At 61.9% G+C, this 26,267-nt stretch carries 23 protein-coding genes; 14 read left to right on the plus strand and 9 right to left on the minus strand.

Annotation, left to right across the window (positions count from 1 at the left end; translation table 11 throughout):
- Positions 1–107: 107 nt before the first annotated feature.
- On the minus strand, positions 108–770 hold the full coding sequence (locus tag ABWI03_RS07565) for a 3-oxoacid CoA-transferase subunit B (RefSeq protein WP_003941451.1): 663 nt from the start codon (positions 768–770) through the stop codon (positions 108–110).
- Entirely contained in the window at positions 767–1,534 is a 768-nt protein-coding gene (locus ABWI03_RS07570; RefSeq protein WP_172436629.1) for a CoA transferase subunit A, read from the minus strand. Before ABWI03_RS07570 ends, ABWI03_RS07565 begins: the two co-directional genes overlap by 4 nt.
- 167 nt (positions 1,535–1,701) lie before the next feature.
- Between ABWI03_RS07570 and ABWI03_RS07575 the strand changes: the two genes are divergently transcribed.
- On the plus strand, positions 1,702–2,481 hold the full coding sequence (locus tag ABWI03_RS07575; protein WP_235171456.1) for an IclR family transcriptional regulator: 780 nt from the start codon (positions 1,702–1,704) through the stop codon (positions 2,479–2,481).
- On the opposite strand, the gene ABWI03_RS07580 is transcribed toward ABWI03_RS07575, so the two are convergent.
- Complete coding sequence (locus ABWI03_RS07580) at positions 2,478–3,080, minus strand: helix-turn-helix domain-containing protein (protein WP_298776180.1); 603 nt, start codon at positions 3,078–3,080, stop codon at positions 2,478–2,480. The two genes, ABWI03_RS07575 and ABWI03_RS07580, sit on opposite strands and share 4 nt — an antisense overlap.
- A gap of 112 nt (positions 3,081–3,192) precedes the next feature.
- Here ABWI03_RS07580 and ABWI03_RS07585 point away from each other — a divergent pair, with 112 nt between their 5' ends.
- From ABWI03_RS07585 to ABWI03_RS07630, 10 genes are all read left to right on the plus strand, one after another.
- A complete protein-coding gene (locus ABWI03_RS07585) occupies positions 3,193–4,599 on the plus strand; it encodes an MFS transporter (protein ID WP_298776175.1) in 1,407 nt (468 codons plus the stop codon).
- Between the two features lie 109 nt (positions 4,600–4,708).
- Complete coding sequence (locus tag ABWI03_RS07590; RefSeq protein ID WP_298776174.1) at positions 4,709–6,616, plus strand: alkyl/aryl-sulfatase; 1,908 nt, start codon at positions 4,709–4,711, stop codon at positions 6,614–6,616.
- Between the two features lie 17 nt (positions 6,617–6,633).
- A complete protein-coding gene (locus ABWI03_RS07595) occupies positions 6,634–7,614 on the plus strand; it encodes a linear amide C-N hydrolase (RefSeq protein ID WP_095971796.1) in 981 nt (326 codons plus the stop codon).
- Positions 7,615–7,717: 103 nt separating this feature from the next.
- Complete coding sequence (locus ABWI03_RS07600) at positions 7,718–9,049, plus strand: MFS transporter (RefSeq protein WP_095971797.1); 1,332 nt, start codon at positions 7,718–7,720, stop codon at positions 9,047–9,049.
- A 46-nt stretch (positions 9,050–9,095) separates the two neighbouring features.
- On the plus strand, positions 9,096–10,292 hold the full coding sequence (locus tag ABWI03_RS07605) for an anhydro-N-acetylmuramic acid kinase (RefSeq protein ID WP_298776172.1): 1,197 nt from the start codon (positions 9,096–9,098) through the stop codon (positions 10,290–10,292).
- Positions 10,289–11,164, plus strand: a complete 876-nt coding sequence (locus ABWI03_RS07610) for a MurR/RpiR family transcriptional regulator (RefSeq protein ID WP_095971799.1) — start codon at positions 10,289–10,291, stop codon at positions 11,162–11,164. Before ABWI03_RS07605 ends, ABWI03_RS07610 begins: the two co-directional genes overlap by 4 nt.
- A 94-nt stretch (positions 11,165–11,258) precedes the next feature.
- Positions 11,259–12,176, plus strand: coding sequence for an N-acetylmuramic acid 6-phosphate etherase (gene murQ, locus ABWI03_RS07615; protein ID WP_166812327.1), 918 nt, complete (start codon positions 11,259–11,261; stop codon positions 12,174–12,176).
- Entirely contained in the window at positions 12,177–12,956 is a 780-nt protein-coding gene (nagB, locus tag ABWI03_RS07620) for a glucosamine-6-phosphate deaminase (protein ID WP_166812303.1), read from the plus strand.
- Between the two features lie 81 nt (positions 12,957–13,037).
- Positions 13,038–14,450, plus strand: a complete 1,413-nt coding sequence (locus ABWI03_RS07625; RefSeq protein ID WP_298776169.1) for an FAD-dependent oxidoreductase — start codon at positions 13,038–13,040, stop codon at positions 14,448–14,450.
- 86 nt (positions 14,451–14,536) lie between these two features.
- Positions 14,537–16,834, plus strand: a complete 2,298-nt coding sequence (locus ABWI03_RS07630; protein ID WP_298776167.1) for a serine/threonine-protein kinase — start codon at positions 14,537–14,539, stop codon at positions 16,832–16,834.
- Positions 16,835–16,861: 27 nt separating this feature from the next.
- On the opposite strand, the gene ABWI03_RS07635 is transcribed toward ABWI03_RS07630, so the two are convergent.
- Positions 16,862–17,170: an amphi-Trp domain-containing protein gene (locus ABWI03_RS07635; protein ID WP_095971946.1), complete on the minus strand. Its 309-nt coding sequence runs from the start codon at positions 17,168–17,170 to the stop codon at positions 16,862–16,864.
- Positions 17,171–17,418: 248 nt separating this feature from the next.
- Here ABWI03_RS07635 and ABWI03_RS07640 point away from each other — a divergent pair, with 248 nt between their 5' ends.
- Positions 17,419–17,862 (plus strand): Fur family transcriptional regulator, encoded by a 444-nt coding sequence (locus ABWI03_RS07640; protein ID WP_095971947.1) that lies wholly within the window; start codon positions 17,419–17,421, stop codon positions 17,860–17,862.
- Between the two features lie 36 nt (positions 17,863–17,898).
- On the plus strand, positions 17,899–20,121 hold the full coding sequence (gene katG, locus ABWI03_RS07645; protein ID WP_124567413.1) for a catalase/peroxidase HPI: 2,223 nt from the start codon (positions 17,899–17,901) through the stop codon (positions 20,119–20,121).
- Positions 20,122–20,290: 169 nt separating this feature from the next.
- Here katG and ABWI03_RS07650 read toward each other — a convergent pair whose 3' ends face one another.
- The 3 genes from ABWI03_RS07650 to ctaD are packed head-to-tail and all read right to left on the minus strand — an operon-like array spanning position 20,291 to position 23,076.
- Positions 20,291–21,112 carry a universal stress protein gene (locus tag ABWI03_RS07650; RefSeq protein WP_298776158.1) on the minus strand — a complete coding sequence of 274 codons (822 nt, stop codon included), beginning with the start codon at positions 21,110–21,112 and terminating at the stop codon, positions 20,291–20,293.
- A complete protein-coding gene (locus ABWI03_RS07655) occupies positions 21,090–21,341 on the minus strand; it encodes a hypothetical protein (RefSeq protein ID WP_283377474.1) in 252 nt (83 codons plus the stop codon). The genes ABWI03_RS07650 and ABWI03_RS07655 overlap by 23 nt, the downstream gene beginning before the upstream one ends.
- Complete coding sequence (gene ctaD, locus ABWI03_RS07660; protein WP_298776153.1) at positions 21,334–23,076, minus strand: aa3-type cytochrome oxidase subunit I; 1,743 nt, start codon at positions 23,074–23,076, stop codon at positions 21,334–21,336. The genes ABWI03_RS07655 and ctaD overlap by 8 nt, the downstream gene beginning before the upstream one ends.
- A gap of 201 nt (positions 23,077–23,277) precedes the next feature.
- Between ctaD and ABWI03_RS07665 the strand changes: the two genes are divergently transcribed.
- Positions 23,278–23,658, plus strand: coding sequence for a VOC family protein (locus tag ABWI03_RS07665; RefSeq protein WP_095971948.1), 381 nt, complete (start codon positions 23,278–23,280; stop codon positions 23,656–23,658).
- Between the two features lie 3 nt (positions 23,659–23,661).
- On the opposite strand, the gene ABWI03_RS07670 is transcribed toward ABWI03_RS07665, so the two are convergent.
- Together ABWI03_RS07670 and ABWI03_RS07675 are read right to left on the minus strand one after the other, a co-directional pair.
- Complete coding sequence (locus tag ABWI03_RS07670; protein WP_298776150.1) at positions 23,662–25,362, minus strand: GAF domain-containing sensor histidine kinase; 1,701 nt, start codon at positions 25,360–25,362, stop codon at positions 23,662–23,664.
- Positions 25,352–26,083: a response regulator transcription factor gene (locus tag ABWI03_RS07675; RefSeq protein ID WP_095971949.1), complete on the minus strand. Its 732-nt coding sequence runs from the start codon at positions 26,081–26,083 to the stop codon at positions 25,352–25,354. Before ABWI03_RS07675 ends, ABWI03_RS07670 begins: the two co-directional genes overlap by 11 nt.
- Between the last annotated feature and the right edge of the window lie 184 nt (positions 26,084–26,267).

Raw genomic sequence — 26,267 nt, forward strand, 5'->3', positions numbered from 1 at the left:
TTTGATGGCGATGCCGCCGAGGTCGGACCCGGAGAGGTCTTTCAACGATCCGAGGAGTCGACCCATCGGGGTACGAGCTCCCGCAACAATCACAGTGGTCGTGTCGGTCATGCCAGTTCAACTTTCAGTTCGGTGCCGGTTGCGGCGACTACGTCTTCGACGCTGACATCGGGGGCGAGTTCACGCAGGACGAGTGGGCCGTCCTCACTCACGTCGATGACGGCGAGGTTGGTGATGATCCGATTCACCACGCCCTGGCCGGTGAGCGGCAGTGTGCAGGCGTCGACGATCTTCGGGTTACCGTCGCGGTCGTTGTGCTCCATGACGACGATGACACGACGGGCACCGTGGACCAGGTCCATCGCGCCGCCCATGCCCTTGACCATCTTGCCGGGGACCATCCAGTTGGCGAGGTCACCGGTCTTCGATACCTGCATGCCGCCGAGGACCGCGGTGTCGATGTGTCCGCCGCGAATCATCCCGAACGAGAGGGCCGAATCAAAATATGCCGCACCGGGATTGACGGTGACCGTCTCCTTGCCGGCATTGATGAGGTCAGGATCGACGTTGTCCTCGGTGGGATACGGTCCCGTTCCGAGAATTCCGTTCTCCGAGTGCAGGACCACGCGAACGTCCGAGCCCAGGTATCCGGGAATCAGTGTGGGAAGACCGATTCCGAGGTTGACGTACTCGCCGTCGATCATCTCGGCAGCCGCCCGTGCTGCCATCTGCTGGCGCGTCCAACCCGTCACTGTCACTGGTGCGGTCATCGTGTGGTTCCTTCCGAAGCGCTGACGGTTCGCTTTTCGATTCGCTTGTTCTGAGGTCCGGTGTGGACAACGCGCTGAACGAACACCCCAGGTAGATGCACTGACGCCGGGTCGATTTCACCGGGTTCGACGAGGCGTTCCACCTGCGCGATGGTGATGCGACCGGCCATGGCAGCGAGAGGGTTGAAGTTCATTGCGGTCTTGTCGAACACGAGGTTGCCGTCGGTGTCACCGAGAACAGCGTGTACGAGCGCGTAGTCGGCGTTGATCGCCTCTTCCATCACGTAGCGCTTGGTTCCGAAGACGCGAGTCTCCTTCGGAGGCGATGCAATAGCGATCGAGCCGTCGGCGTCGTAGCGCCATGGCATTCCGCCGTCGGAGATGGGGCTACCCACGCCGGCCGGTGTGAAGAACGCCGGGATTCCGGTTCCGCCGGCGCGCAGACGCTCGGCGAGCGTGCCCTGCGGCGTCAGTTCCACTTCGAGTTCGCCGGCCAGGTACTGCCGTGCGAACTCCTTGTTCTCGCCGACGTACGACGCGGTCACCCGCCGGATGCGTCCCGCGCTCAGCAAGATTCCGAGACCGTGATCGTCGACGCCGCAGTTGTTGGAGAACACTTCGAGGTCGGTTGCGCTCGTTGCTGCGATCGCGTCGATCAGTACGTCGGGTATGCCGCACAAACCGAATCCGCCGACGGCCAGCGTTGCGCCGTCGACGATGTCGGCGACTGCGTCCGCTGCGGACTCGTACACCTTTGCTGTCATGTTCTCTCCCTGCCAAGCGTTCATTGAGTAGACACTCACTCACTTCGGTATCCAGTGAACTATCTCCAGTTCACAGGTTCAAGGAATCTCGACCATCGACACAGATCTGATCGGCTACTGATCATCTGAAGACATTTCGTTCACTCAATGAACGCTAGGATGGCTGCATGCCAACTCACGAGCAATCGCCGGCCATGGTCGCGCGGGTGGCGGCACTTCTGCGAGCTCTCGGCGCGTCCGAGCCAACAGGTACTTCCACCACGGAATTGGGCAAGGGCACCGGCCTCGCTCGCCCCACCGCGCATCGGCTCCTCACGTCTCTGGCTGCCGAAGGACTGGTCGACCGTGATGCGAGAACCGGTCGGTGGTCTCTCGGTCCGGAGTTGTACCTGTTGGGGGCGGCGGCGGGAAACAGGTACGACATCACCGACCGCGCTCGCGACGTCGTCGACGAACTTGCCCGGGTCACGGGGGAGAGCGCATTCCTGTCGGCACGTCGAGGTGACGAGACAGTCTGCGTCCTGAGTCAGGAAGGCAGTTTTCCGCTGCGATCCCACGTGTTGCACGAGGGGAAGCGATTCCCGTTGGGAGTCGCGTCGGCCGGCCTTGCCATCTTGAGTCACCTACCGACGCGGGACGTCGACGACTATTTCGTCCGAGTGAATCTGGAACCGGAATGGGGCGAGATCCACAGTGAGACGTCAATCCGCGAGCGAATCGAGTCGACGCGTGTCACCGGCTACGCCGTCAATCCGGCCCTCATCGTCGAAGGAAGCTGGGGGATGGGTGCCGCGGTGTTCGACCGCAACGGTCGCCCGGCCTGGGCGCTGAGCCTGACCGGAGTGGAAACTCGCTTCCGGCCCGCACGCCATGCCGAGTTGGGAACGCTACTCCTCGAGCACGCTCATACACTGTCGAACCGACTGAAAACGCATGCAGTGAACTAGCTTTCGTGAACCAAGTCTTGTGTAGTAGTCGTTCTTGCCGTCGTGCGCACATGCGCCTTCTCGCCCTGCGGGCCGAACAGATGCAAGATTTCCACCACCTGTTCATCGGCGGGCCCGAACCAATGGGGCTCGGCAGTGTCGAACTCCGCGACTTCACCGGGGTGCAGGACAACCTCGTTCGTACCCAGAATGAGACGCAGATTCCCGGCGAGGACGTAGAGCCATTCGTAGCCGGCGTGGGTGACGAGCTTCGGCGGACGTGGACCGATCACCTGCTTGAACACCTGCACGCGTCCGGGATAACGCGTCAGCGGAACGACGGCACTGCCGTTCTTGCGTCGACTCGGAGTGAGGTGAACCCGGGGATCGCCCGTAGCGGGAGCGCCGACGAGTTGGTCCAGTGCAACCCGATGAGCCCGCGCGAGCGGTAACAGCAGATCGAGGGTCGGACGACGGTTACCCGATTCGAGGCGTGAGAGTGCGCTGACGGAGATACCGGTGGCCTCGGACAGCACCTCGAGAGTCAACCCGCGATCGCGTCGAAGCGTGCGCAGCCTCGGTCCGATATCGGCGATCAACTGCTCGAATTCAGCATCCATGCTGTCCATCTTTGCAGTTTCTGCAAGTTTTCTAACGGGTTCGCAGGTGTGCGGGTGACGATCCTCGCGGCAGTCGAGCACGGCAGAACACTTCGAGAGATGGAGTCCGACCATGAAACCTTCGAGCGGGACCGACGAAACGCAAGTGATCGGACTTGATGCAGGGCGGCGATGGGGAGTCCTGGCGATCTGCTGCACGAGTCTGTTCGTCGTCGGGTTGGACACGACCATCGTGAACGTGGCCCTGCCGACGATCGGGGAGGGATTTCGTGTCGGAACCCGTGGTCTCGAATGGGTCGTCAACGCGTACACACTTGTGTTGGCGAGCTTGCTGATTTCGTCCGGAGCGGTGGCTGATCGTTTCGGCAGGAGACGAGTTTTTCAGATCGGCCTCGTTGTCTTCGGGGTGGCGTCGATCGCCTGCGCACTCGCTCCGTCCGTCGGGGTGCTGATCGTTGCGCGGATCTTCCAAGGCGTCGGCGGGTCGATGCTCAGCCCGGTTGCCCTCGCGATCGTGGTCAACGTGATGACCGACCCGAAGGAGCGTGCCAAGGCGATCGGGGTGTGGGCTGCCGTCTTCGGCCTGAGTATGGCGGCAGGTCCGATCGTCGGCGGGGTGCTCATCGAAAGTTTCGGCTGGCGATCGGTTTTCTGGATCAACGTGCCCGTGATCTTGGCCGTGCTCGCCCTGACTGCTGCGTTTGTACCGGAGTCCCGAGCGCAGCAGTCGCGACGTCTCGATCTTCCCGGTCAGCTGTTGCTGGTGATTCTTGTCGGCGGTGCGGTTGCCCTTCTGATCGAGGGTCCGCGAATCGGTTGGTCCTCTGCCGCGGCGACGGCCGGGTACGTAGTCGTCGCTGCAGCGTTGGTCGCGTTCATTCGCGTCGAATCACGAAAGCGCGAGCCACTCATGGATCTCGCACTGTTTCGCCGACGGCCGTTTTCGTCGGCCGTGATCGGCGCGGTCGTGGTGTTCGTCGCCTTGAACGCGACGCTGCTGCTCGGGACGTTCTATCTCCAACACTCCCGCGGTATGAGTCCGGCCCTGGCCGGTGCGATCACCCTCCCGATGGCTGTTGCAGCAACGGTCTGCGCGCCGTTGTCCGGAATTCTCGTCGGGCGCTTCGGTCCGCGGCGGCCGCTACTGATCGCCGGTAGCTTCACGACACTCGGCGGGCTGTGCCTGGTCGCGCTCGACAACAACACGGCGATTCCGACGCTGTTGGCCGCCTACCTGTTCCTCGGTATCGGATTCGGGTTCTCGAATGCCCCCATCACCAACACTGCCGTCAACGGGCTGCCGAGATCGCAGGCCGGGCTTGCCGGTGGAATAACCTCCAGTGCACGCCAATTCGGCGCCGCTCTCGGTGTGGCGCTGGCAGGAGGGATCATCGGTGGCAGCGCCCCGGTGGATGTCGCGCAAGCATCGAGGCCGGGATGGATCCTGGTTGCCGGGTGTGGGCTCGCAGTCCTGGCGATTGCACTTGCATCTCGAAATTCCGAGGAACCGAACGGATAACCACCGAGCGTCCGCTCGAGCTTCACCCTGCGCGGGTGATTCCAAGTGTGTTCGCACCCGATACAGATGATGGGGTATCTGATCGACTCGTATCCGAGCGGGGAGTGCCATGTGCCAGACACCTAAGGACGCAACACCGGCCACGGTCACGGCGAATCGCGAAGCGCTTTCGCGGTATGCCATGGAGGACCGGCAAGATTTTGCCGATGCCGATCGCGGTCTGATCGCCCCGTTGCCGGGCAAGGTGGTGGCCGATGACGGGCACGTTGTCTTCGACCCCGAGGCAATGGCGTACATCGGTGACGACGTTCCGGCACCCGACACCGTCAATCCGAGCCTGTGGCGCCAGGGTCAACTGATGCGTCGTGGAGGGCTCTACCAGGTCACGGATCGTCTCTATCAGGTGCGAAACAACGATCTGGCCAATTTGACGGTTGTCGAAGGTGACGAGGGGCTGATCGTCATCGACTGCATGGCAGGGGTCGAATCGGCACGGCAGGGCATGAAGATGATTCGCGAGCACGTCAGCGACAAGCCTGTCGCGGCAATCATTTACACGCACACACATATCGATCACTACGGCGGCGTCAAAGGGATCGTCGACCTCGACGACGTGACGTCGGGGCGAGTGCCGATCATCGCGCCGGGCACGATCGGCTCGTTCGACAAGTTTGCAATCGGTGAAAACGTCGTCGCGGGAAATGCCATGGCGAGACGGTCCTTCTACGCATTCGGCGGGTTGCTCGACCTCGATGCCAAGGGGATGGTCACGTGCGGCATCGGCACGATCAGTACTCGAGGTCCACTGATTTCGTATATTTCTCCCACTGACAGCATCACGGAGACCGGAACCAAGCGCGAGATCGCCGGTCTGGAGTTCGAGTTCCTGTACGCCCCTGATACCGAGGCGCCGGAGGAGATGCACATCTGGATTCCGGAACTCGCGGCCCTGACGTGCGCCGAGAACGCCAACCACTCGCTCCACAATATTCAGACGTTGCGTGGCGCGCGCACCCGCGACGCTCGGAACTTCGCTCGCTATCTGGACGAGACTCTCGAACGGTGGGGCGACGAAGCTGCGGTTCACTACGGACCGCACACCTGGCCGGTTTGGGGCAACGAGAACCTGGTTCCGTTCATCGAATCTCAAAGGGACACTTACAAGTACATCCACGATCAGGCGCTCCGCCTCGCGAACAAGGGGTACACGCCGCTCGAAGCCGCCGAGGTGATCGAACTGCCGGACGAGCTCGCGCGCAAGTGGTACAACCGCGGATACCACGGAACTCTGCACCACGACGTGCGCGCCGTGTACACCAAGGAACTGGGAATGTGGGACGGCGATCCGGTGACGCTTCATCCACATCCGCCGGTTGAATCGGCGAAGAGGTTCGTCGATCTCCTTGGTGCGCAGAAGATCCTGGACGAGGGTAAACGGGCCTTCGAGGCTGCGGACTACCGATGGGCGGCCGAGATTCTGCACAAGTTGGTTTTCGCGCAACCGGAGAACACCGAAGCGAGGAATCTCCAAGCCGACGTCTACGAGCAGATGGGTTATCAAGCCGAAGGGCCTCAGTGGCGTGGAATCTATCTCTCGGCCGCCCTGGAACTACGCGAAGGTGCCCAGCCTGCCCCGTATGTCACGGCGAGTCAGGACAGTGTCCTCGCGATGCCCATCGACATCCTCTTCGACTTCGTCGCAATACATCTCATCGGCGAGAAGGCAGCCGACGCGGACCTGCGCATCGATTTCGTGTTCACCGATCACAGCGACGAGGCATGGACCGTGTGGGTCAAGCGCGGCGTTCTCAACGCACGTAAGGGTGCGTCACCGAACACACCACTGACCGTCTCCGGTCCGAAAGCCGCACTGGTAGGGGCACTTCTACAGCCGGGCGCCGCCGCCCAACTGGCCAAGGCGGGGAAGATTTCGCTCGACGGAGACGGATCGGCGCTGGAGACGCTGGGAGGGTTACTGGACACTTTCGATCCCAGTTTCAATATCGTCACACCGTAACGAAGGGAGAGCTCTCGATGTGCACACGCTTGGTCTACCTGGGGCCCAACGACACTGTGATCACGGCTCGATCGATGGATTGGAAGGTCGACCTCGGAACGAACCTCTGGGCGTTCCCACGCGGCATGACCAGAGAGGGTTGCGCGGGTCCGAACTCGATCCAGTGGACGTCGAAATACGGAAGTGTTGTCGCGACGGCCTACGACATGTGCACGACCGACGGCGTCAACGAGGCTGGGTTGTCGGCCAATCTCTTGTGGTTGGTCGAGTCCGAGTATCCGACGTACGACGGTTCGAGCCCGGGATTGTCGATCGCGGCGTGGGCGCAGTACGTCCTGGACAGCTTTGCGACAGTTCGGGAAGCGGTCGAAGTGCTGTCGTCGGAACCGTTCACGGTGGTGACCGCTGCCGTTCCGGGCGAAGACCGCCTCGCCACGCTGCACATGTCGCTTTCGGACGCTGGGGGAGACAGCGCGATCATCGAGTACATCGGTGGACGTCCGACGATTCACCACAGCCGCGAGTACCAGGTGATGACCAATTCACCCATCTTCGATCAGCAACTCGCCGTCAACGAGTACTGGAAGCAGATCAACGGAACCGTCATGCTGCCCGGAACCAACCGTGCCGCTGACAGATTCGCCCGGGCGTCGTTCTACGTGGATGCGATACCGCAGACGGACGATCCTCGATCGGCCTTGGCATCCACTTTCAGCGTCATCCGGAATGTTTCGGTACCCCTGGGTATTTCGACTCCCGACGAGCCCAACATCTCGTCGACCAGATGGCGCACGGTCGTCGACCACAAACGTGCGCTTTATTTCTTCGAATCCGCGATGACGCCGAATACCTTCTGGGTGGACGTGGCGTCGATGGATCTCGGAGAAGGGACTGCCGTTCGAAAGCTCGGGTTGGGTCCGAACGAGAGCACCGTCTACTCCGGCGACTCCACTGATCGGTTCGAACGGGCGGAGGCATTCACGTTCGCAGGTGCATAGGGATTCGGGATCCACAAAAACCCAGTTGTGAAACTTCTTGACATTTCTACTCCGTTCAGATGAAACTTTGTTGCATATTCGGGTTTCGTCAACGGAGGACGGCATGGGCATCACAGTGCAGACACGGAACGATGGTGCGCAGCTCAAACGGCGCAGGGCGCTCGTCGCCGGCTCCGTCGGAAATTTCATCGAGTGGTACGAGTTCGGTGTGTACGGGTTCTTCGCGACGATCATCGCGTCGAACTTCTTCAGCGCCGACGGCTCCGGCGACCTCGAAAGCCTGATCAAGACCTATGCGTCGTTTGCGCTGGCGTTCTTCTTCCGCCCAGTGGGTGCCGCCCTGTTCGGTCGACTCGGTGACCGCATCGGCCGACGCCCCACCTTGGTGATCGTCCTTCTGTTGATGTCGGGTGCGACGACTCTGATCGGCGTGCTGCCCACCTACGAGAGCGTCGGAATTCTGGCACCGCTGCTCTTGACGGTCCTTCGAATCCTCCAGGGATTGTCGGCGGGCGGTGAGTTCGGTGGTGCTGTATCGGTGATGACCGAGTTCGCTCCGCCCGGGCGACGTGGGCTGTACGGCTCGTGGCAGTCGTTCACCGTCGCACTCGGACTGCTCGCCGGTGCGGGTATCGCGGCACTCCTCGCCACCGTGCTCGACTCGGGACAGCTCAGTGACTGGGGCTGGCGCATCCCGTTCCTCCTTGCACTTCCGATGGGTCTGGTTGCCCTGTGGCTCCGGCTCCGCCTCGAGGAAACGCCGTCGTTCGAGCGTGCTCGATCGGTCCAGTCCGAACCGACAGCTGAAACAGCGGTGCCGGTAGTGCAACCGTCCGTCGGGGAGACTGCCAGAGCGATCCTGCTCGGAATCGGGCGGTTGATGGGGTGGTCTGCTGCCGGTTACACCTTCCTCGTGGTGATGCCTACCTATCTTCAGAGTTCGCTCAACGCGACCTTCCATCAGGCGCTGGTTGCTTCCGTGCTCGCCAATGCGGGCTTCGCGGTGACCATTCCGATCGCGGGTGGACTCAGCGATCGCATCGGACGACGCGCGGTCATGCTCACCGGCACCGTGATAATTCTGGTCCTGGCTCTGCCGCTGCTCAACGTCCTGCAGAACGAGCAGACGTCTCTGACAGCCAAGGGATTTGCAGTGTTTGCCGCCGGCGCCGCAGTGGGACTCGTTGCCGGACCCGGACCTGCGATGCTCTCCGAGATGTTTCCCACCTCGGTGCGGTACACCGGACTGGGACTCGCGTACTCCCTGTCCAACGCAGTCTTTTCGGGCTGTGCCGGTCTGATCATCACGTGGTTGATCAAGGAAACCTCCAATCTCGATATTCCGGCCTACTTCGTGATGGCGACATGCGCCGTCAGCGCGATCGCCTTGAGTACCTTGCGAGGTAACGCCCACAAGCGGGCACTCGTCGACTGACCGTAGCTTTCCCGAATGCCGAAACAATCCGAGTAAGGGATATTTCATGAGAGTCATCGGCCTGATGTCCGGTACTTCGTACGACGCTATCGATGCTGCCGCAGCAGACATCCGGATCGACGGGGACACTCTTGTGCTGACCCCACTGGGGATGGTCAGCGAACCATATTCCGGTGAGTTGCGGGCAGCGGTGGCTGCTGCGGTACCGCCTGCGTCCACCACTGTCGGTCAGATCTGCCAACTCGATACCGAGATCGGACAGGCATTCGCGGCGGTGGCCGCACGGGCGAACGCGGAACTGTGCGGTGGCAGTGCGGAATTGATCTCCTCACATGGTCAGACGATGTTCCACTGGGTCGAAGGATCGCAAGTAAGGGGCACTCTTCAACTCGGGCAGCCGGCCTGGATAGCCGAGGAGACCGGGTGCACAGTCGTGTCGGATCTGCGCTCTCGTGACGTGGCGACAGGTGGTCAGGGCGCACCACTTGTCAGCGCCTTCGACGTATTGTGGCTCAACGGAAGAACTTCGGGCTCCGTCGCGCTCAATCTCGGTGGCATCGCGAACGTCACTGCTCCAGGTGGCGCCCCGACGTCGACGGCAGACGGTGCCGCGGAACCGATTGCCTTCGACACCGGCCCCGCCAATGCGCTGATCGACGCTGCGGTAAGCGAATTCACGGCGGGGGAGCAGTGGTTCGACCTCGGTGGTGCTCTGGGTGCAGCAGGCACCCCGAACGTCGATCTGCTCGCGCATCTACTGAGCGAGCCGTATTACGCGCAGCCCGCTCCCAAGAGCACCGGCAAGGAATTGTTCCATCGAGATTATCTACTCGCCGCTCTGCGTGGTTACGAATCCTTGCCCCTGGCCGACATCGTCGCGACACTGACTGCACTGACCGCCCGAACCGTCGCCGATTCCGTCAAAGGGCTTGCGGCGACCGAAGTGGTGGTATCGGGTGGTGGTACCAAGAACCCGACGTTGATGGCGATGCTTCGCGACGAACTGGGCGACATTGCGCTCGTCTCATCGGACGAACTCGGGGTCACCTCCGACATCAAGGAAGCATTGGCTTTCGCGGTACTCGGCTTTCTCACCGCGCACGGATTGCCCGGAAGCATTGCTTCGTGCACCGGTGCGCGTCACGCCAGTGTGCTCGGATCCTTGACGCCGGGAAGCCGTGGGCTGCCTAGAATCACATCGGTGCCCTCAGCTCCGAAAACGATGCGAATCGAGGCGTTATGACTTTGGACCGGAGTGTTCCGGCGTCCGTCGACCTGCTTGCCCGTATTCGCGCATCGTTGAGCAGCCTCTCGCCTGCCGAGCTGCGGATCGCGGAAATCATCGAAGCCGACCCCAGCCTGGCCTCCACGCTGACGGTCAACGATCTCGCCGAGCGAGCGTCGACAAGCACGGCGACAGTGGTCCGCACAGCCAAAAGGCTCGGCTTCGAGGGCTATCCACAGCTTCGTCTCGCGCTGGCGGCGATCAGCGGGTCCAGCGCCGGCGACACGATCCCACTCGGTGTGGACATCGTTGCTGCTGACTCGGCCGGCGAGGTGATGGCCAAGCTTGCCGAGTTCGAGTCCGAACAACTCAAGGGCACGGCGCAATTGACAGATCCTGCTGCGCTCGAAGAAGTTGTCTCCCGGATTCGATCCGCCCGCCGGGTCGAGGTGTACGGTATCGGCGCGTCAGGCATCGTCGCGCAAGACCTCACATTGAAGCTTTCGCGTATCGACGTCAACTGCCGGGTTCATCTCGACCGAGACGCGGCGATGGTGAGCGCCAGCTTGCTCGGACCGGACGACATCGCAGTGGGGATCTCACATTCAGGTGAGACTTCCGATGTCGTCGAACCACTCGCCCTTGCCCGTCGTACCGGGGCATCGACGGCTGCGATCACTGGTGGAGCGCGTTCGACGCTCGCCGTGCAGTCAGACCACGTACTGCTCACTGCCGGTAGAGAATTCGGTTTCCGGTCGGCTGCGATGGCAAGCCGAACCGGCCAGCTGTTGGTAGTGGACACAATTTTTGCGATGGTGGCGCACTCGCTGCCCAGCGCACTCTCTGCTCTGCAACGAAGCCATGACGCCATTGCTTCGAAGCGGCACTGACGAGGAGTCGTCGCTGTGAATCTGACGAGGAGTCGTCGCTGTGAATCCGACGAGGAGTCGTCTAATGGAACTTGATCGAGGAGGACTCGCCACAATGCACTTGGAAATGCTCTCCACCGAGAGACCCAACCCTCTCACCCGCGATCTCGACGTCATGTCGGTGTCGGATCTGCTGACGGTGATGAATCAACAGGACGCGATCGTGGCCGACGCGGTCGCGGCGGTACTACCTGCCATCGAAGCCGCAGTCGACTTGATCGTCGCGGCACGGGCGCGAGGTGGTCGACTGATCTACCTGGGAGCGGGGACGAGTGGCCGTCTGGGGGTTCTCGACGCAGTGGAATGCCCTCCGACCTTCGGGACAGATCCGGGCGAGGTGATCGGCATCATCGCCGGTGGTCCGGGAGCGTTTCTGAACGCCGTCGAGGGTGCAGAAGACGATCCGCGAGCGGCTGGGGTCGACCTCGACGCAATTTCGTTGAACGCCACGGACGTCGTGGTGGGTTTGGCGGCCAGCGGTCGTACTCCCTATGTCATCGGGGGCCTGGATCATGCCCGCGAACTCGGCGCAGCGACAGTGGCAGTCTCGTGCAACCGGAACGCGGCAATGAGTTCTCACGCCGGCGTGGCCATCGAAGTGGAGACCGGCCCCGAGATCCTCACCGGATCGACGAGGCTCAAGGCCGGGACTGCGCAGAAGATGGTGTGCAACATGCTCTCCACAGCCAGTATGGTCCGCTCCGGGAAGGCATTCCACAATCTGATGGTCGATCTTCGGCCGACCAATGCCAAACTGGTCGATCGTGCAAACCGCATCGTCGCGGCAGCCACCGGAGTCGATACCGAGATCGCTGCGGAGACCATCGAAAATGCCGACGGTCATGTGAAGGCAGCGGTCGTCATGTTGTTGGCCGAATGCGACTTCGCCGAAGCGGCCGAATTGTTGGACCGCGCCTCGGGTTCGGTACGTGAGGCCATCGTCGGAGCCGGCAAAAGCAGTGAGGAAGTCTGAATGGAAATCGTCATAGTTCCCAGTCCGGAAGACGGCGGACGAATCGCTGCCGATATCGTGTGCGGCGCCATCGAAAACGGAGCGCGGACGCTCGGCCTCGCGACGGGATCGTCACCGCTGCATACGTATCGGGAGCTGATCAAGCGGCATCGAGAATCTGGAGTGTCGTTCGCGGCGATGAGTGCGTATCTTCTCGACGAGTACGTAGGTCTCACGCCCGATCAGCCGCAGTCCTACGCGCACACCATCCGCACGGAACTCGTGGATCATCTCGACATCGACAATGCGCGAGTGTTCAGCCCCGACGGCGGAGCCGCCGATCCCAGTGAAGCGGCCCGACGCTACGACGCAGCCATTGCCGAAAACGGTCCCATCGACGTGCAGATCCTCGGAATCGGCCTCAACGGGCACATCGGTTTCAACGAGCCCTCCTCCTCGCTCGCCTCGCGCACCCGAGTGAAGACCTTGACCGAGAGGACCCGCGCCGACAACGCACGGTTCTTCGCTGACCCGGCTGACGTGCCGCATCATGTGATCACGCAGGGGCTCGGAACCATCAGTGATGCAAGGCATCTCGTTCTGATCGCGGACGGCGCCCGTAAAGCGCCCGCGGTCCGGGCGGCGGTCGAGGGTCCGGTCTCGGCATTCTGCCCGGCATCAGTGTTGCAGCTGCATCCACACGTGACCGTCATTGTCGACGAGGCAGCTGCCGGCGAACTCCAACTAGCTGACTTCTACCGCTACACAACCGAGCACAAGCCGGCTGCGCAGGGCTACTGAACGGCGTGTTACTGAAAGCGTGTTCGTGTTACCGAAAAGCGAATTTGATCTCTAGTGCAGTTGAGCCCCTAGCCTCGGGGCATGATCAGTGCGAGAAGTTCAGAGGTACCCCCGCTTGCGTCGCCCCAGTTCTTCTCACCACCGCTCAGTGTTGCGATCGTCGGGGCGGGGCCGGCGGGAATCCACGCCGCGGGCGCTCTTGCTGAACTGGCACCAGGCACCAAGACAGACGTGTTCGAGCGTCTACCCACGCCGTACGGACTGGTGCGCTACGGGCTCGCGCCGGGGCATCCCGAATCCGAAAAGTTCGTCCACTCTCTGCACGCCACGCTGGCCGCCAGTGACTTCCGGTTGTTCTGCAACGTCGAGATCGGCAAGGACCTTTCCGTCGAGGACCTACGCTCTTCCTACGATGCCGTGATCATTGCAACGGGTGCGCCGCGGGATGCGCTTCTCGACATTCCCGGCGTCGAGCTTCCAGGTTCCTTCGGCAGCGCCGAGTTTGTCGCCTGGTACAACGATCACCCGGACAGTTCGCTGCAGTGGCCGCTGAACGCCGAATCGGTTGCGGTGATCGGAGGTGGCAACGTCGCACTCGATGTCACCCGAATGCTCCTCGCCGAGGCGCAATCGCTGCAGGCCACGGGCGTATCGGCCAAAGTTCGGGAAGGGATGGCAGGCAGTCGTGTTCGCGAAGTGCACATCTTTGTCCGGCGCGGACCAGCCGACGCTCGCTTCTCCCCGAACGAGTTGCGCGCTCTCGGTGAACTGCCAGGCGTCGATGTCGTCGTCGACGCTGCCGATGTCGCACCGGACCGGCATATCGAGCGGATGACAAAGCAGTCGGTGCACACCCGACTCGCAGTCGAGGCACTCCGCACCTTCGCGGACCCGTCTGCCGACCGAACTTCTCACCGCCGCGTTCACCTGCACTTCTACCGACAGCCGACGGAGATTCTCGGCAGTGGGAAAGTCGAAGCACTCCGCGTCGAGCGGACAGTCCCGGACGGCTACGGTCACGTCACCGCTTCGGGCACCTGTACCGACTATCCGGTTCACGCTGTGTACCGGGCAATCGGATTCCTCGGAACGCCACTTGCCGGGGTGCCTTTCGATCACGGGCGCGGCACCGTTGTACACCGGGGCGGCGCTGTGGTCGACGAGAGCGGCTCACCGGTTGCGGGCTTGTTCGTGACCGGTTGGATGAAGCGAGGTGCCGCCGGGCTGATCGGTGCGGCGCGGCCTGATGCTTGCCAGACCGTCGAAACGATGCTGCACCAGCTGGATTCGGTAGGCGAGCGGCGAGCAGACCGAAGCGGGATCGCGAGGCTCCTCGGGGCCGGCAACGTCGTGTCCGTCGATTGGGACGGATGGCTTCGCATCGATGCCGCCGAACGTGATCTCGGTGTGAAGTATGGGCGTGATCGCGTCAAGATCAAAGATCGCGAGGTACTTGTCGGTATCGGCACGAATCTGCCGGTTCACCCCCAATAGTTTCGCTGGGGTCTGGGGTACCGCCGGGGTTACGCTGAAGTGAGTCACCCCGATTCATCGTGATCGAGGTGCGGAACAGAAGTGTCATGAATGAACGTGGTGCGCAGGCCGTTGACGCGACAATCGCGAGCGGGCCCCTGACCGAACGGGGCACCGTCACCGAGTTGCGCCCGTCCGCACCGCCGGTGGTGCGTGACCGACAGAACGGTGCCGACGGCCTCGGGCGACTTGTCGGGGATTGGGAGGAGGGGCGAACCCCGTCCGACTTGAGCGACTATCTGCCCGATCCGGCCAAGATTCGTCGGGCGGCGTTGATCGAATTGGTCGGGATCGACATGGAGTATCGCTGGCTGAAAAATGATCGCCCGAAACGACTCACGGACTACTGTGCCGAGTATCCCGAACTACTCGAAGAACCACTTCCGGCCGAGCTCCTGTACGAGGAGTTCCGGCTGCGGAAGCAGAGTGGGGAGAACGTCGTAGCAGCCGACTATCTCAGCGAGTTCCCCTTGCAGGCAGAGAGTTTCGAGCGGTTGTTCGATCGTGATTCGATGGCCGGACGCGAAGACGTCATGATGTTGGGACTCTCGGGTTTCGACGAGTTCGAGATCGGGCAGCACCTCGACGATTTCGAACTGGTGTTGGAACTCGGGCACGGAGCGTTTGCCCGAGTGTTCCTTGCTCGGCAACTTTCGATGCAGCGGTGGGTCGCATTGAAGATCTCGCGCAACGTCGGGGTCGAACCGCAGACTCTCGCCCAACTCGACCATCCCAACATCGTTCGCGTCTTCGACCAACGACTGCTCGAAGAACGTGCACTGCGAGTTCTGTTCATGGAATACGTGCCAGGCGGGACCCTGCTCGACGTGGTCAAACTTGTCCGCGTCACACCGCAGGCGCAGCGGTCCGGACAACTACTTCTCGACGCCATCGATCACACCCTGGCGAAGAAGGGAGAGATGAAGCCGAGCGAGACGAGTTTACGGAGCGAGATCGCGGCGATGTCGTGGCCGGAGACCGTGGCCTGGATGGGAATGAGACTGGCCGATGCCCTCGAATACGCGCGTGAGCACGGCGTACTACATCGGGACATCAAGCCGGCGAACGTACTTCTCAGTGTCGAAGGCATTCCCAAACTCGCCGACTTCAACGTCAGTTCGAGCGAGGAGGTGTCGACCGAGGATGCAGCATGTTTTGTCGGAGGCTCGCTTGCCTACATGTCTCCGGAGCAGTTGGAGGCCTGTTCTGTGGGGGCGCCCGGCACACTCGACACCCGTAGCGACATCTATGCGCTCGGCGTGATGCTGTGGGAACTCCTCACCGGGAGTAGGCCTTTCTTGGGCGACGGCACGGGAGAGAACCCGCCGTCGCCCAGGAAGGCGCTCGAGGCCCGCCGGCGTGGAGTGGATCCTGCGGCCGAGGCACGGTTACCGGACGACTGTCCGCCGGCGCTGCGCCGAGTGCTGGTGAAGTCTCTCTCGCCCGAGCGAGACGGACGGTGGTCTGGCGGACGAAAGCTGGCTCGTCAGTTCGCTCTGTGCCTGGACCGGTCGGCCCGCAATCTGGTGGACCCACCGGAAGGGAGTCCACGTTCGACGCTGTGGAAGTGGGCACTGCCGATTCTTCTGGCCGCGATCGGAATTCCGAATCTCCTGGCGGCGGGCTACAACTACTACTACAACAAGATGCTGATCATCTCGGGACTCTCGCCGCAGGCCCAGCAGCACCTCGAGCAGGTTCATCTGGTCATCGGGGTGGCTGCGTTCTCTCTCGGCGCCGCAGCGATCCTGTATTGGTGTCGGCTCGCCCTCACCGTGCCTCACGGACTGCGCAACGGTCAGACGTACAGCGCGGATGTCTTGAACAAAGCGCGTACCGCGACGCTGAACGTCGGACACCGCGCGGTGGTGATCGCATTCGGTCTGTGGGTTCTGGCCGGTATCGCATATCCGGTTGCATTGCAGATTGCCGCCGGCGGAATTCCGCAGCGAGCCTACGTGCACTTGATGTCGTCGCTGGCGGTGTGCGGCGCCGTCGCAGTCGCGTATCCGTTCTTCATCCTGACGTATTACTCGGTTCGATGTCTGTATCCGATCTTGTTGTCACACGGGGAGTTACGGAGCGACGACGGACGCGATATTCGCTCGCTGGGCCGGAGCAGCACGCGTTACCTCGCGGTGGCGGCGTCGGTTCCACTGGTGGGAATCGCGGGGCTCAGTTTTGTCGGTTCCGGGGCCGGCGAGGAACTCAACGCCACAGTTCGTGCGTTGTGTCTGGGCGGGATCGCCGGATTCATCGTTGTGTATCAACTGTTTCGACGGATCGAAAGTGATCTCCGAGCACTGCTGCGCGTTGTGTCTCTCGAGGTGTCGGCGTCTCCGTAACCACCTGACAACCGTGTTCGCGACGAGTTACTTCGCAGTGCTCTTGCGCGGTCGGCTGCGACGAACTGCTTTGGCGGGCGTCGGAGACTTCACTTCTGATTCTTCCTGAGGGTCGTCGCGCCAGTGAATCTCGATTTCTATCTCGACTTCGTTGCCGTCGACTTCGATCTCGAGTTCCCACCGAACCTGTTCCGGAACACTGATTTCGATCGAGTCCCCACCCGACCCCAGCTCCACTTCGGATCCGCTGGCGAGGGCTTGGCCGAGGGCGATGAGTCGGTCGGCGACTTCCTGCCGTGAGAGTTCTGACTTCCTCTTGATCTCCAGTTTGGGCACGATCACTCCTGACCTCGGCGGATTCTCTCTTTCACGGTAGTTGGACGAAGGGGAGATTGTCGGAGTTTGTGGAACCACGCAGCAGGACGCGCCGACGCGCAACACGCCTGAAGACGCAGTGGGGGCGCCAGAAACAGCGAGGAATCCGGCTCACTCATAGCACGGACGAATCGGTCGGGAGAGCCTTGTCAGCGATGATTTTCGCGAAAGTCTGGGTTCAGTCCAGAAGATTGCGCAATAGTGGAAAGGTGCCTTCGACGCCGGATTATGCAGCCCAACTGCGTAACGCTGAGCTTCGCGTGACTCGTCCCAGAGTCACGGTGCTCGAGGTTGTGCATGCACGCCCACATGCAGCCACCGAGACGATTTTCGATGCTGTGCGGGCAGTTCTGCCGGGGGTATCTCGGCAGGCGGTCTACGACGTGTTGCACGCTCTCACCGACGCCGGGCTGATACGGCGGATCCAACCGTCCGGATCGGTGGCGCTGTACGAGTCCCGCGTCGGCGACAACCACCATCACGTCGTCTGCCGGTCCTGCGGGGTCGTTGCCGATGTCGACTGCGCAGTCGGAGAGGCACCGTGTTTGACGCCGTCGGCGCGCAACGGCTTCGTCCTCGATGAAGCCGAGGTCATTTACTGGGGCCTGTGTGCCGACTGTTCGACAACTCAGAGTTTGCGATCACACCCGTGATCGAAGTCCGTTCTACTCGCTCATGGAGGGATTACCGTGTCCGATAGTTGCCCGGTTGCTCACGATGGAAACACCGAGAGCACCAGCGAAAGTGAAAACCCCGCAATCCCGTCTCCGACACCTACCGGGAATCGTCCGAGAACGAACAGTGACTGGTGGCCGAATCAGCCGGATCTCTCTGTCCTGCATTCGCATTCGTCGAAATCCAATCCCATGGGTGCCGACTTCGATTACGCCCAGGAATTCGCCAAACTCGATGTCGAGGCACTCAAGCGCGACGTCATCGCGTTGATGACGGCGTCGCAGGATTGGTGGCCGGCCGACTACGGGCACTACGGCGGACTCTTCGTGCGTATGAGCTGGCATGCTGCCGGCACCTATCGCATCGCCGACGGTCGCGGCGGCGGAGGTCAGGGCGCTCAGCGTTTCGCCCCGCTCAACAGTTGGCCGGACAACGCCAGCCTCGACAAGGCGCGGCGCCTGCTCTGGCCCGTGAAGCAGAAGTACGGAAAGCAGGTTTCCTGGGCCGACCTCCTGGTGTTCGCGGGCAACTGCGCCTTGGAGTCGATGGGGTTCAAGACGTTCGGCTTCGGCTTCGGTCGAGAAGACATCTGGGAGCCGGAGGAGATTTACTGGGGTCCTGAGGACACCTGGCTCGGCGACGAGCGCTACAGCGGAGACCGCGAGCTGTCCGGGCCGCTGGGCGCAGTTCAGATGGGCCTGATCTACGTCAATCCCGAAGGGCCCAACGGCCAACCGGACCCGGTAGCGGCCGCCCGCGACATTCGCGAAACCTTCGCTCGCATGGCGATGAACGACGTGGAGACAGCCGCACTGATCGCCGGCGGCCACACCTTCGGCAAGACGCACGGCGCCGGCCCGGCCGACCTCGTCGGACCGGAACCGGAAGGCGCACCCATCGAGCAGCAGGGATTGGGCTGGAAGAGTGCCTTCGGTACAGGAGTGGGCAAGGACGCGATCACCAGTGGTCTCGAGGTCGTATGGACGCCCACTCCGACGAAGTGGGACAACACTTTCCTGGAGATCCTGTACGGCTACGACTGGGAGCTGACCAAGAGCCCGGCGGGTGCCTGGCAGTGGATTCCGAAGGACGGCGCGGGGGCGGGCACGATCCCGGATCCGTTCGATTCGTCGGCCGGACGCACTCCGACGATGCTGACAACCGACCTCTCCCTACGCCTGGATCCGACGTACGAGAAGATCACCCGGCGCTGGCTCGATCATCCGGAAGAATTCGCCGAAGAGTTCGCCAAGGCTTGGTACAAGCTCCTGCACCGTGACATGGGACCGGTCACGCGCTACTTGGGGCCGTGGGTTCCCGAGCCGCAGCTGTGGCAGGACCCTGTTCCCTCGGCGGAGGATCAGCTGATCGGGGACGCAGACATCGCGATCCTCAAGAGTCGACTTCTCGACTCCGGGCTGTCCATTTCGCAGTTGGTATCGACGGCGTGGGCGTCGGCTGCGAGCTTCCGCAGCACCGACATGCGCGGCGGCGCCAACGGTGCGCGAATCCGCTTGGAACCGCAGAAGAATTGGGAAGTCAACGAGCCCGCAGCTCTCTCCGCGGTGCTTCAGACTCTCGAGCGGGTTCAGCAAGACTTCAACCAGGCAGGTGGAGCCAAGGTTTCGCTCGCCGACCTGATCGTTCTGGGTGGTACAGCGGCCGTTGAACAGGCTGCGAAGAACGCCGGACAGGACATCACGGTCTCGTTCACTCCGGGACGTACGGACGCAACGCAGGAGCAGACAGACGTCGACTCGTTCGAGGTACTCGAACCCCGGGCCGACGGATTCCGGAACTATCTCAAGGGTGGGGAGAAGATTCCGGCCGAGATTCTGCTGGTCGACCGCGCGTACATGCTGTCGCTGACCCCGCCCGAGGTGACAGTGCTGGTCGGTGGACTTCGCGCGCTGAACGCGAACTTCGGCAAGACCGGTCACGGAGTGTTCACCGACCGCCCAGAGACGTTGACCAACGATTTCTTCGTCAACCTTCTCGACATGGGTACCGAGTGGAAGCCGTCGAAGACGGACGAGAACGTCTACGACGGCGTTGATCGTGCGACGGGCGATCCGAAATACACGGCAACTGCGGTCGATCTCGTTTTCGGATCGAATTCGCAACTGCGTGCACTCGCCGAGGTGTACGCCAGCGAAGACGCCAAGCAGAAGTTCGCCGAGGACTTCGCCGCTGCCTGGACCAAGGTGATGGACCTCGACCGGTTCGACGCCCGCTGATCCAGCAGATCAACCGACGGCGCCCCGCGAGCTTTGTTCTCGCGGGGCGCCGTTGCTTCTGCACACGATAGCGTGGTCGTGTGGCCGATCAATTTGCGCTGGTGCCAGCGGTGTACGGTCAGCTCGCACCCATCCACAGCTACGGCTTCTGACCGGGTGAGGATCTGATTCAGACTTCGCTCGCAACGATGACCGGGCACTGAGCTTTTCGAATCATCGTGCTGCTTGTCGTGCCGAGGCCGGCGTCGTCGAACGAACCTCGCCCACGCCGACCCACGACGAGAAGCCGTGCCTCGGTAGAGAGTTGTTCAAGAATGGCAACTGAGGGGCCGTCGAACTCGATCTGACGGATGGCGACGCCAGGGTAGAGCGTGGCCCAACCCGATAGTTGCCACGTCAGCGGCGTCGAGTGCTGGGGCGCGTGCCCGGATGCGAAGTCTCGACGCAGTTCGCCCTCTGGCGGGGAGGCGTGCACGACGACCAGTTCGGTGTTCGCTGCCTCTGCTTCTTTGAATGCAATAGCCAAAGCGCTTTCACTGTGGGCGCTTCCGTCCAAACCGACGACAACGGGCAAGGCTGCCGCAGCGATGCTTTCACGCGGTCTTCCGACTTTTGCGAACGAACACCTCGGGGCAGGGGCAGCGAGATCGTCCTGTGGTGTGACGATCAAGGCGGCCTCAGCGGTCAGCGCGGTGAGAATTGCGGTGTTCTCCCCGGAGATCAGATCGGTCCGGATCCGAAGATCTGGCGACACCGACTCGGCGATCTGAATGGCTTCCATGAACAGGCCGGTCGGTGACGCCGAGGTGTTCGGATCGGCGGTGGTCGGAGCTACGAAAACAATTCGCATCCAGAGACTGTGGCGATGCGCGAACTCGGCCGCCCACGTGATCACGTCATGGCGCAGAGGGGATCCGTCGATACACACGACGACCGCTCCGTTTGCGGACCACTCGGAGGTGATGAGGTCAGTCGATAGTTCGGGCTTCATCGTGAACTCCTCGAGCTGTGTCTGTCGAATGCGAACTGGCTTGCAGGACAGTGCCGAACAGCAATCCTGCGACGACTATCGAGCATGCGGCAGTCGTCAAGGGCAACCACACCAGCGTCGCGACCGCGAACATGAGCACGAGCAACGGCGCGAGAAGATGGCCGGGTTTCGCTCGGCGTTCGTGTTGCTGATCTTCTGCCCAGGCTCGGTACTTCGTGCCGTCATTCATGTTGTTTCACCTCAGTTCTTACGTCGGAAACCGACTTGTGGCCGAGCAGCCCGACATGCGCCTCGTCGCGCATTCTTTCGACCATGTGGGGGTAGTGCAGTTCGAATGCCGGCCGCTCACTGCGGATTCGGGGGAGCTCGGTGAAATTGTGTCGCGGTGGTGGGCAGGACGTCGCCCATTCGAGCGAGTTTCCGAAGCCCCAAGGATCGTCGACTGTCACAATTCGGCCGTACCGGTAGCTCTTGAAAACGTTCCAGATGAACGGAATCGTCGAGGCTCCGAGCACAAACGCGCCGACGGTCGAGATCGTGTTGAGAAGAGTGAAATTGTCCGACGGCAGGTAGTCCGCGTACCGCCGAGGCATACCCTGAGCGCCGAGCCAATGCTGGACGAGAAATGTCGCGTGAAAGCCGATCAGAGTCAACCAGAAGTGGATCTTGGCGAGCTTCTCGTCCAACATCCGGCCAGTCATTTTCGGGAACCAGAAATAGATTCCGGCGTATGTCGCGAACGCAATTGTTCCGAAGAGGACGTAATGGAAATGCGCGACAACAAAGTACGAGTCGGTGACATGAAAGTCCAAGGGCGGGCTGGCAAGGATGACGCCGGAGAGTCCGCCGAACAAGAATGTGACCAGGAAGCCGACGGAGAACAACATCGGGGACTCGAAGGTCAACTGTCCCTTCCACATCGTGCCGATCCAGTTGAAGAACTTGACGCCGGTCGGAACTGCGATCAGGAAGGTCATGAACGAGAAGTACGGGAGGAGAACAGCGCCGGTTGCATACATGTGGTGCGCCCACACAGCGATCGACAGTGCTGCAATTCCCAGTGTTGCGTAGACCAATCCGGTGTATCCGAAGATCGGCTTGCGGCTGAAGACGGGGAAGATCTCGGAGACTATGCCGAAGAAGGGCAGTGCAAGAATGTAGACCTCGGGATGGCCGAAGAACCAGAACAGGTGCTGCCACAACATGACTCCACCGGTGGCGGGGTCGAACAGGTGCGCTCCCAGGTGCCGGTCCACCCACAATCCGATCAAGGCAGCAGCGAGCAGCGGGAAAACGAGAAGGATCAGCATGCTGGCGACCAGCGCATTCCACGTGAAGATCGGCATGCGGAACATCGTCATACCCGGGGCGCGCAGGCAGACGATCGTCGAAACGATGTTGACTGCGCCGAGGATGGTGCCGACGCCGCCGAGAGCGAGACCGATGATCCACAGGTCGGCGCCCATTCCGGTGGAGTGGAGTTCGCTGGTGAGCGGCACGTAGGCGGTCCAGCCGAAATCTGCCGCACCACCGGGTGTTACGAATCCGGCGGAGGCGATCAGGCCGCCGAAGAGGTACAACCAGTAGCTGAAGGCATTGAGTCGCGGGAAACACACGTCCGGCGAGCCGATCTGCAGTGGCATGAGGTAGTTGGCGAATCCGAAGAAGACCGGCGTCGCGTACAGCAGGAGCATGATCGTGCCGTGCATGGTGAACAACTGGTTGTACTGCTCGTTGGACAGGAATTGCATTCCCGGAACGGTCAATTCCATCCTCATGAGCAGCGCCATCAACCCGCCGATCAGGAAGAACGCGAACGATGTCACGATGTACATCAGGCCGATCATCTTGTGATCGGTGGTCCTGAGGATCTCGACCAGTTTCGAACCCTTCGGAGCGGTTCGGGGAGTGGCGCCGATGTGGATATCAACCTCGTCGACCGGCCGGGGAGCGAGATCAACCACGACGGCCGCCTACGCGCATCGACGTGACGACATACCGAGAATGCTTGGGACTGTGGAACATAAACGCAATGATCGTGGCGGTTACGACCTCGGACGAGGGGAAAAGGTCCCGAGGATCGGACAGGGCGGCATGGCGTAGATCACGTGGTCCGGTACGGTCGAAAGAGTTGTCTTCAAAGGCGGAAAGAAAGCGAGATGGTCATGGCATGTCGTATCAGTGAACTGGTACTCGGTTGCCGGGAACCCGAGGTGCTGGGCCGGTTCTGGTGCGAGGTCCTGGACTTCGTCGTGCTCGATCGAATGGACGACGGTTCGCTGGAGATCGGCCCACGCGAAGGGTTCGGCGGTCCACAGCCCACGATCATCCTCAGTCGTAGAGACGAGCCGGAGAAGGGTAAGCCCCGCCTGCATATCGATGTCAACGCCACCGACCGCGATCAGGAAGCCGAACTCGAACGCCTACTGGCTCTTGGTGCGCGCCCGGCCGACATCGGCCAGACAGGTCAGGAACAGTGGCATGTCCTGGCCGATCCCGAAGGTAACGAGTTCTGCCTGCTCAAGGCCCAACTGGATCCGCTCTGACGCTCAACGGCCAGAGCTTGGTATCGGACTTCGACTGGGGCTCAGCGGAACCCGCCACACCAGTTCGGTGACACCGTTCTCGCTGGTGATGTTGCTCGAGCCTCCGCACTGACGGGCGCGGGTCGACAGGTTGTCGAGACCGTGGATTCTGGTTGCCTGGTCGATACCCACGCCGTCGTCGACGATGCTGATGACAAGTTCCTCGGTGGCCCGGATGGTGACGTCGATGGCATCGGCATGAGCATGTCGCAGCGCGTTGCTCAAACCTTCGCGCACAACGGCTTCGGCGTGCGGGGCGAGTCGAGCCGGGACGGAACTGTCGATGGTTCCCTCGAAAGTGACGCTGGGAGTGATCGACGAGTGGCCGGACAGACCGTTGACCGCGTCGAGTAGGCGGCGCCGCAGGCTTGTGGGAGTAGACATCTCGCTCGTGTGAAGGTCGAAGACTGCGGTGCGGATTTCACGGACTGTTCGATCGAGTTGATCGACAGAGGTGTCCAATACGGTTCGAACGGTGTTCTCGTCACCTGGACGTTGCAGTACCCCTTGTAGGCTCAATCCAGTGGCGAACAGCTGTTGAATGACGTGGTCGTGGAGATCGCGCGCGATTCGGTCGCGATCTTCGAGGACGTCGACCAGTCTTTCTTTCCGTTGCTGTTCGGCGAATTCGACAGTGACAGAAGCGATGTCTGCCATTACCGTCAGTTGCTCGATCTCCTCGGCGCCCCACGGGCGGTCGCTGCGGCGGGACGCGAACAGAACGCCGCCGCCGAACGAGGTTCCGGAGAGGGGGAGCGCGACCACCGAATCGTCGCCGGAAACATTCAGCGCCTGAACGGAACTGCCGCGTAAGGCAGAGATCGGCCGACGACTGCGCGCAGCGTCGTCGATCACGGTCCCGGACAGATCGACGGCTGAGCCGGTCGCCGTGAAAGGCTGGGAATCGGCAGCGTCCGCGACGTGAACTACTGGCTCTCTGCCCAAGTCGTAGCGAATTATGCACACCAGATTGCCGTCGGTGAGATGGCGCGTCGTGCGTACGAGTTCGGCCAGCGTCTCGTCGCGCGATCCGCCGCTGAGCAGACGCGCGTTGACGGCGGCGACGGCTTTGAGCCAGGCTTCTCGCGTCCGGGATTCCTCGAACAGGCGCGCATTGTCGATGGCGATGCTCGCAGCGTTTGCCAAGATCTGGAGTACGGCCTCGTCGCGGTCGTCGAATGCAGTCCGGTCCGAACTGTCCGCGAGGTAGATGCTTCCGAACACCTCGCCCCTGACGAAGATCGGAACACCGAGAAACGTATCCATCGGAGGGTGATTGGCTGGAAACCCCGCCGAGGACGGATGTGAGGAAATGCGCTCGGTTCGAACGGGACACGGTTCTTGGACGACCAGGCCCAGCAGTCCGTGACCTTCTGGAAGATGCCCGATCTCGGCGACCTGCCCCTGATCCAAACCGGAGTGGATGAATCGCGACAAGCGTCCGTCGGGGGACTTCACGCCGAGCGCACCGTAGTCCGCTTCGAGGAGATGGCGCGCGACGTCGACAATTTGTTGCAGGGTTTCGTCGAGCTCGAGGGTGGACCCGACGGTCAATACGGCACTGAGCAGCTTGGGAATCGCGGTCGGGTTGAGGGCAGTCGCCTCGGCGCTTCCGGCGATGTCGCCGAAAAGGCTGAGCATGAGCGCGTCGCGGCTACCTGGCATGGTGTGTGCCCGTAGTGGCGGAGAATGGCGAACCTGACGGAGTCAGCAGGTGAGTGGTCGCCTGTCCGGAAGGATCCGGGTGAGCAGTGCCCGCACGAAGCTTTGTCGCCAGAACTGCGGCCTGAGTTCGACGCTCGAGACCCAGTTTTTCGAGGATGCGGGAGACGTAGTTCTTGACTGTCTTCTCCGAGAGCTCCGCGTGCGTGCTGATCTCTCGATTGCTCAGCCCCTTGCCGATCAACTCGAAGATCAACAGTTCCTGATCGGTCAACAGTGCTGCCGCAGTGCCGGACTCCTGCTCGGATCGGATGCGCCGAACCAAACCGATGACTGCCTGAGTGTTCAACAGGGATTTGCCGGTGGCGACCGTACGGATCGCCGAAACCAGGTCGTGGCCGCGGATGTTCTTGAGGACGAATCCGCGTGCGCCCGCGATCATGGCGTCGAGGAGGGCGTCGTCGTCGGAATACGACGTGAGCATCAAGGTGGCCGCTTCCGGATAGGTCGACGCCAGTTCTCGGCACAGTTCCACACCGTTGCCGTCGGGAAGCCTGACGTCCATGACAACCACGTCGGGTCGGCATGCGGGTATGCCGGTCGAGGCTTCGCGAACGCACGACGCCTCGCCCACGACATTGAATCCCGATACCCGATTCAACAGGTCTGCCAATCCACGACGAACGATCTCGTGGTCGTCGACCAGATAGATGCCGATCGTCACGGTGGTCACCTCTTCCAGCTCACGCCTGCCATCGATGTTACCGGACGGTAATGTCCCGACAGGATCGGGTTGTCCGACCGATGGTCGACAAGAAACCCGCGTCGAAGGGTGCGAGACCGGGTGCCGATTGCACAGAGTCAAAGGTCCCGACCGTCACGAGATCTGAATCACCCCGATGTCACCA

The organism is Rhodococcus baikonurensis, assembly GCF_040489275.1.
Taxonomy (GTDB): domain Bacteria; phylum Actinomycetota; class Actinomycetes; order Mycobacteriales; family Mycobacteriaceae; genus Rhodococcus_F; species Rhodococcus_F baikonurensis.

Bases quoted from the DNA above. Each gene is read 5' to 3' on its own strand.
- ABWI03_RS07575 (WP_235171456.1), top strand. From the start codon at position 1,702: ATGCCAACTCACGAGCAATCGCCGGCCATGGTCGCGCGGGTGGCGGCA.
- ABWI03_RS07650 (WP_298776158.1), bottom strand. From the start codon at position 21,112: ATGAAGCCCGAACTATCGACTGACCTCATCACCTCCGAGTGGTCCGCA.
- nagB (WP_166812303.1), top strand. From the start codon at position 12,177: ATGGAAATCGTCATAGTTCCCAGTCCGGAAGACGGCGGACGAATCGCT.
- ABWI03_RS07625 (WP_298776169.1), top strand. From the start codon at position 13,038: ATGATCAGTGCGAGAAGTTCAGAGGTACCCCCGCTTGCGTCGCCCCAG.
- ABWI03_RS07600 (WP_095971797.1), top strand. From the start codon at position 7,718: ATGGGCATCACAGTGCAGACACGGAACGATGGTGCGCAGCTCAAACGG.
- ABWI03_RS07605 (WP_298776172.1), top strand. From the start codon at position 9,096: ATGAGAGTCATCGGCCTGATGTCCGGTACTTCGTACGACGCTATCGAT.
- murQ (WP_166812327.1), top strand. From the start codon at position 11,259: ATGCACTTGGAAATGCTCTCCACCGAGAGACCCAACCCTCTCACCCGC.
- ABWI03_RS07630 (WP_298776167.1), top strand. From the start codon at position 14,537: ATGAATGAACGTGGTGCGCAGGCCGTTGACGCGACAATCGCGAGCGGG.
- ABWI03_RS07580 (WP_298776180.1), bottom strand. From the start codon at position 3,080: ATGGATGCTGAATTCGAGCAGTTGATCGCCGATATCGGACCGAGGCTG.
- ABWI03_RS07655 (WP_283377474.1), bottom strand. From the start codon at position 21,341: ATGAATGACGGCACGAAGTACCGAGCCTGGGCAGAAGATCAGCAACAC.
- ABWI03_RS07590 (WP_298776174.1), top strand. From the start codon at position 4,709: ATGTGCCAGACACCTAAGGACGCAACACCGGCCACGGTCACGGCGAAT.
- ABWI03_RS07670 (WP_298776150.1), bottom strand. From the start codon at position 25,362: ATGCCAGGTAGCCGCGACGCGCTCATGCTCAGCCTTTTCGGCGACATC.
- ABWI03_RS07565 (WP_003941451.1), bottom strand. From the start codon at position 770: ATGACCGCACCAGTGACAGTGACGGGTTGGACGCGCCAGCAGATGGCA.
- ABWI03_RS07570 (WP_172436629.1), bottom strand. From the start codon at position 1,534: ATGACAGCAAAGGTGTACGAGTCCGCAGCGGACGCAGTCGCCGACATC.
- ABWI03_RS07665 (WP_095971948.1), top strand. From the start codon at position 23,278: ATGGCATGTCGTATCAGTGAACTGGTACTCGGTTGCCGGGAACCCGAG.
- ABWI03_RS07595 (WP_095971796.1), top strand. From the start codon at position 6,634: ATGTGCACACGCTTGGTCTACCTGGGGCCCAACGACACTGTGATCACG.
- ABWI03_RS07585 (WP_298776175.1), top strand. From the start codon at position 3,193: ATGAAACCTTCGAGCGGGACCGACGAAACGCAAGTGATCGGACTTGAT.
- ABWI03_RS07610 (WP_095971799.1), top strand. From the start codon at position 10,289: ATGACTTTGGACCGGAGTGTTCCGGCGTCCGTCGACCTGCTTGCCCGT.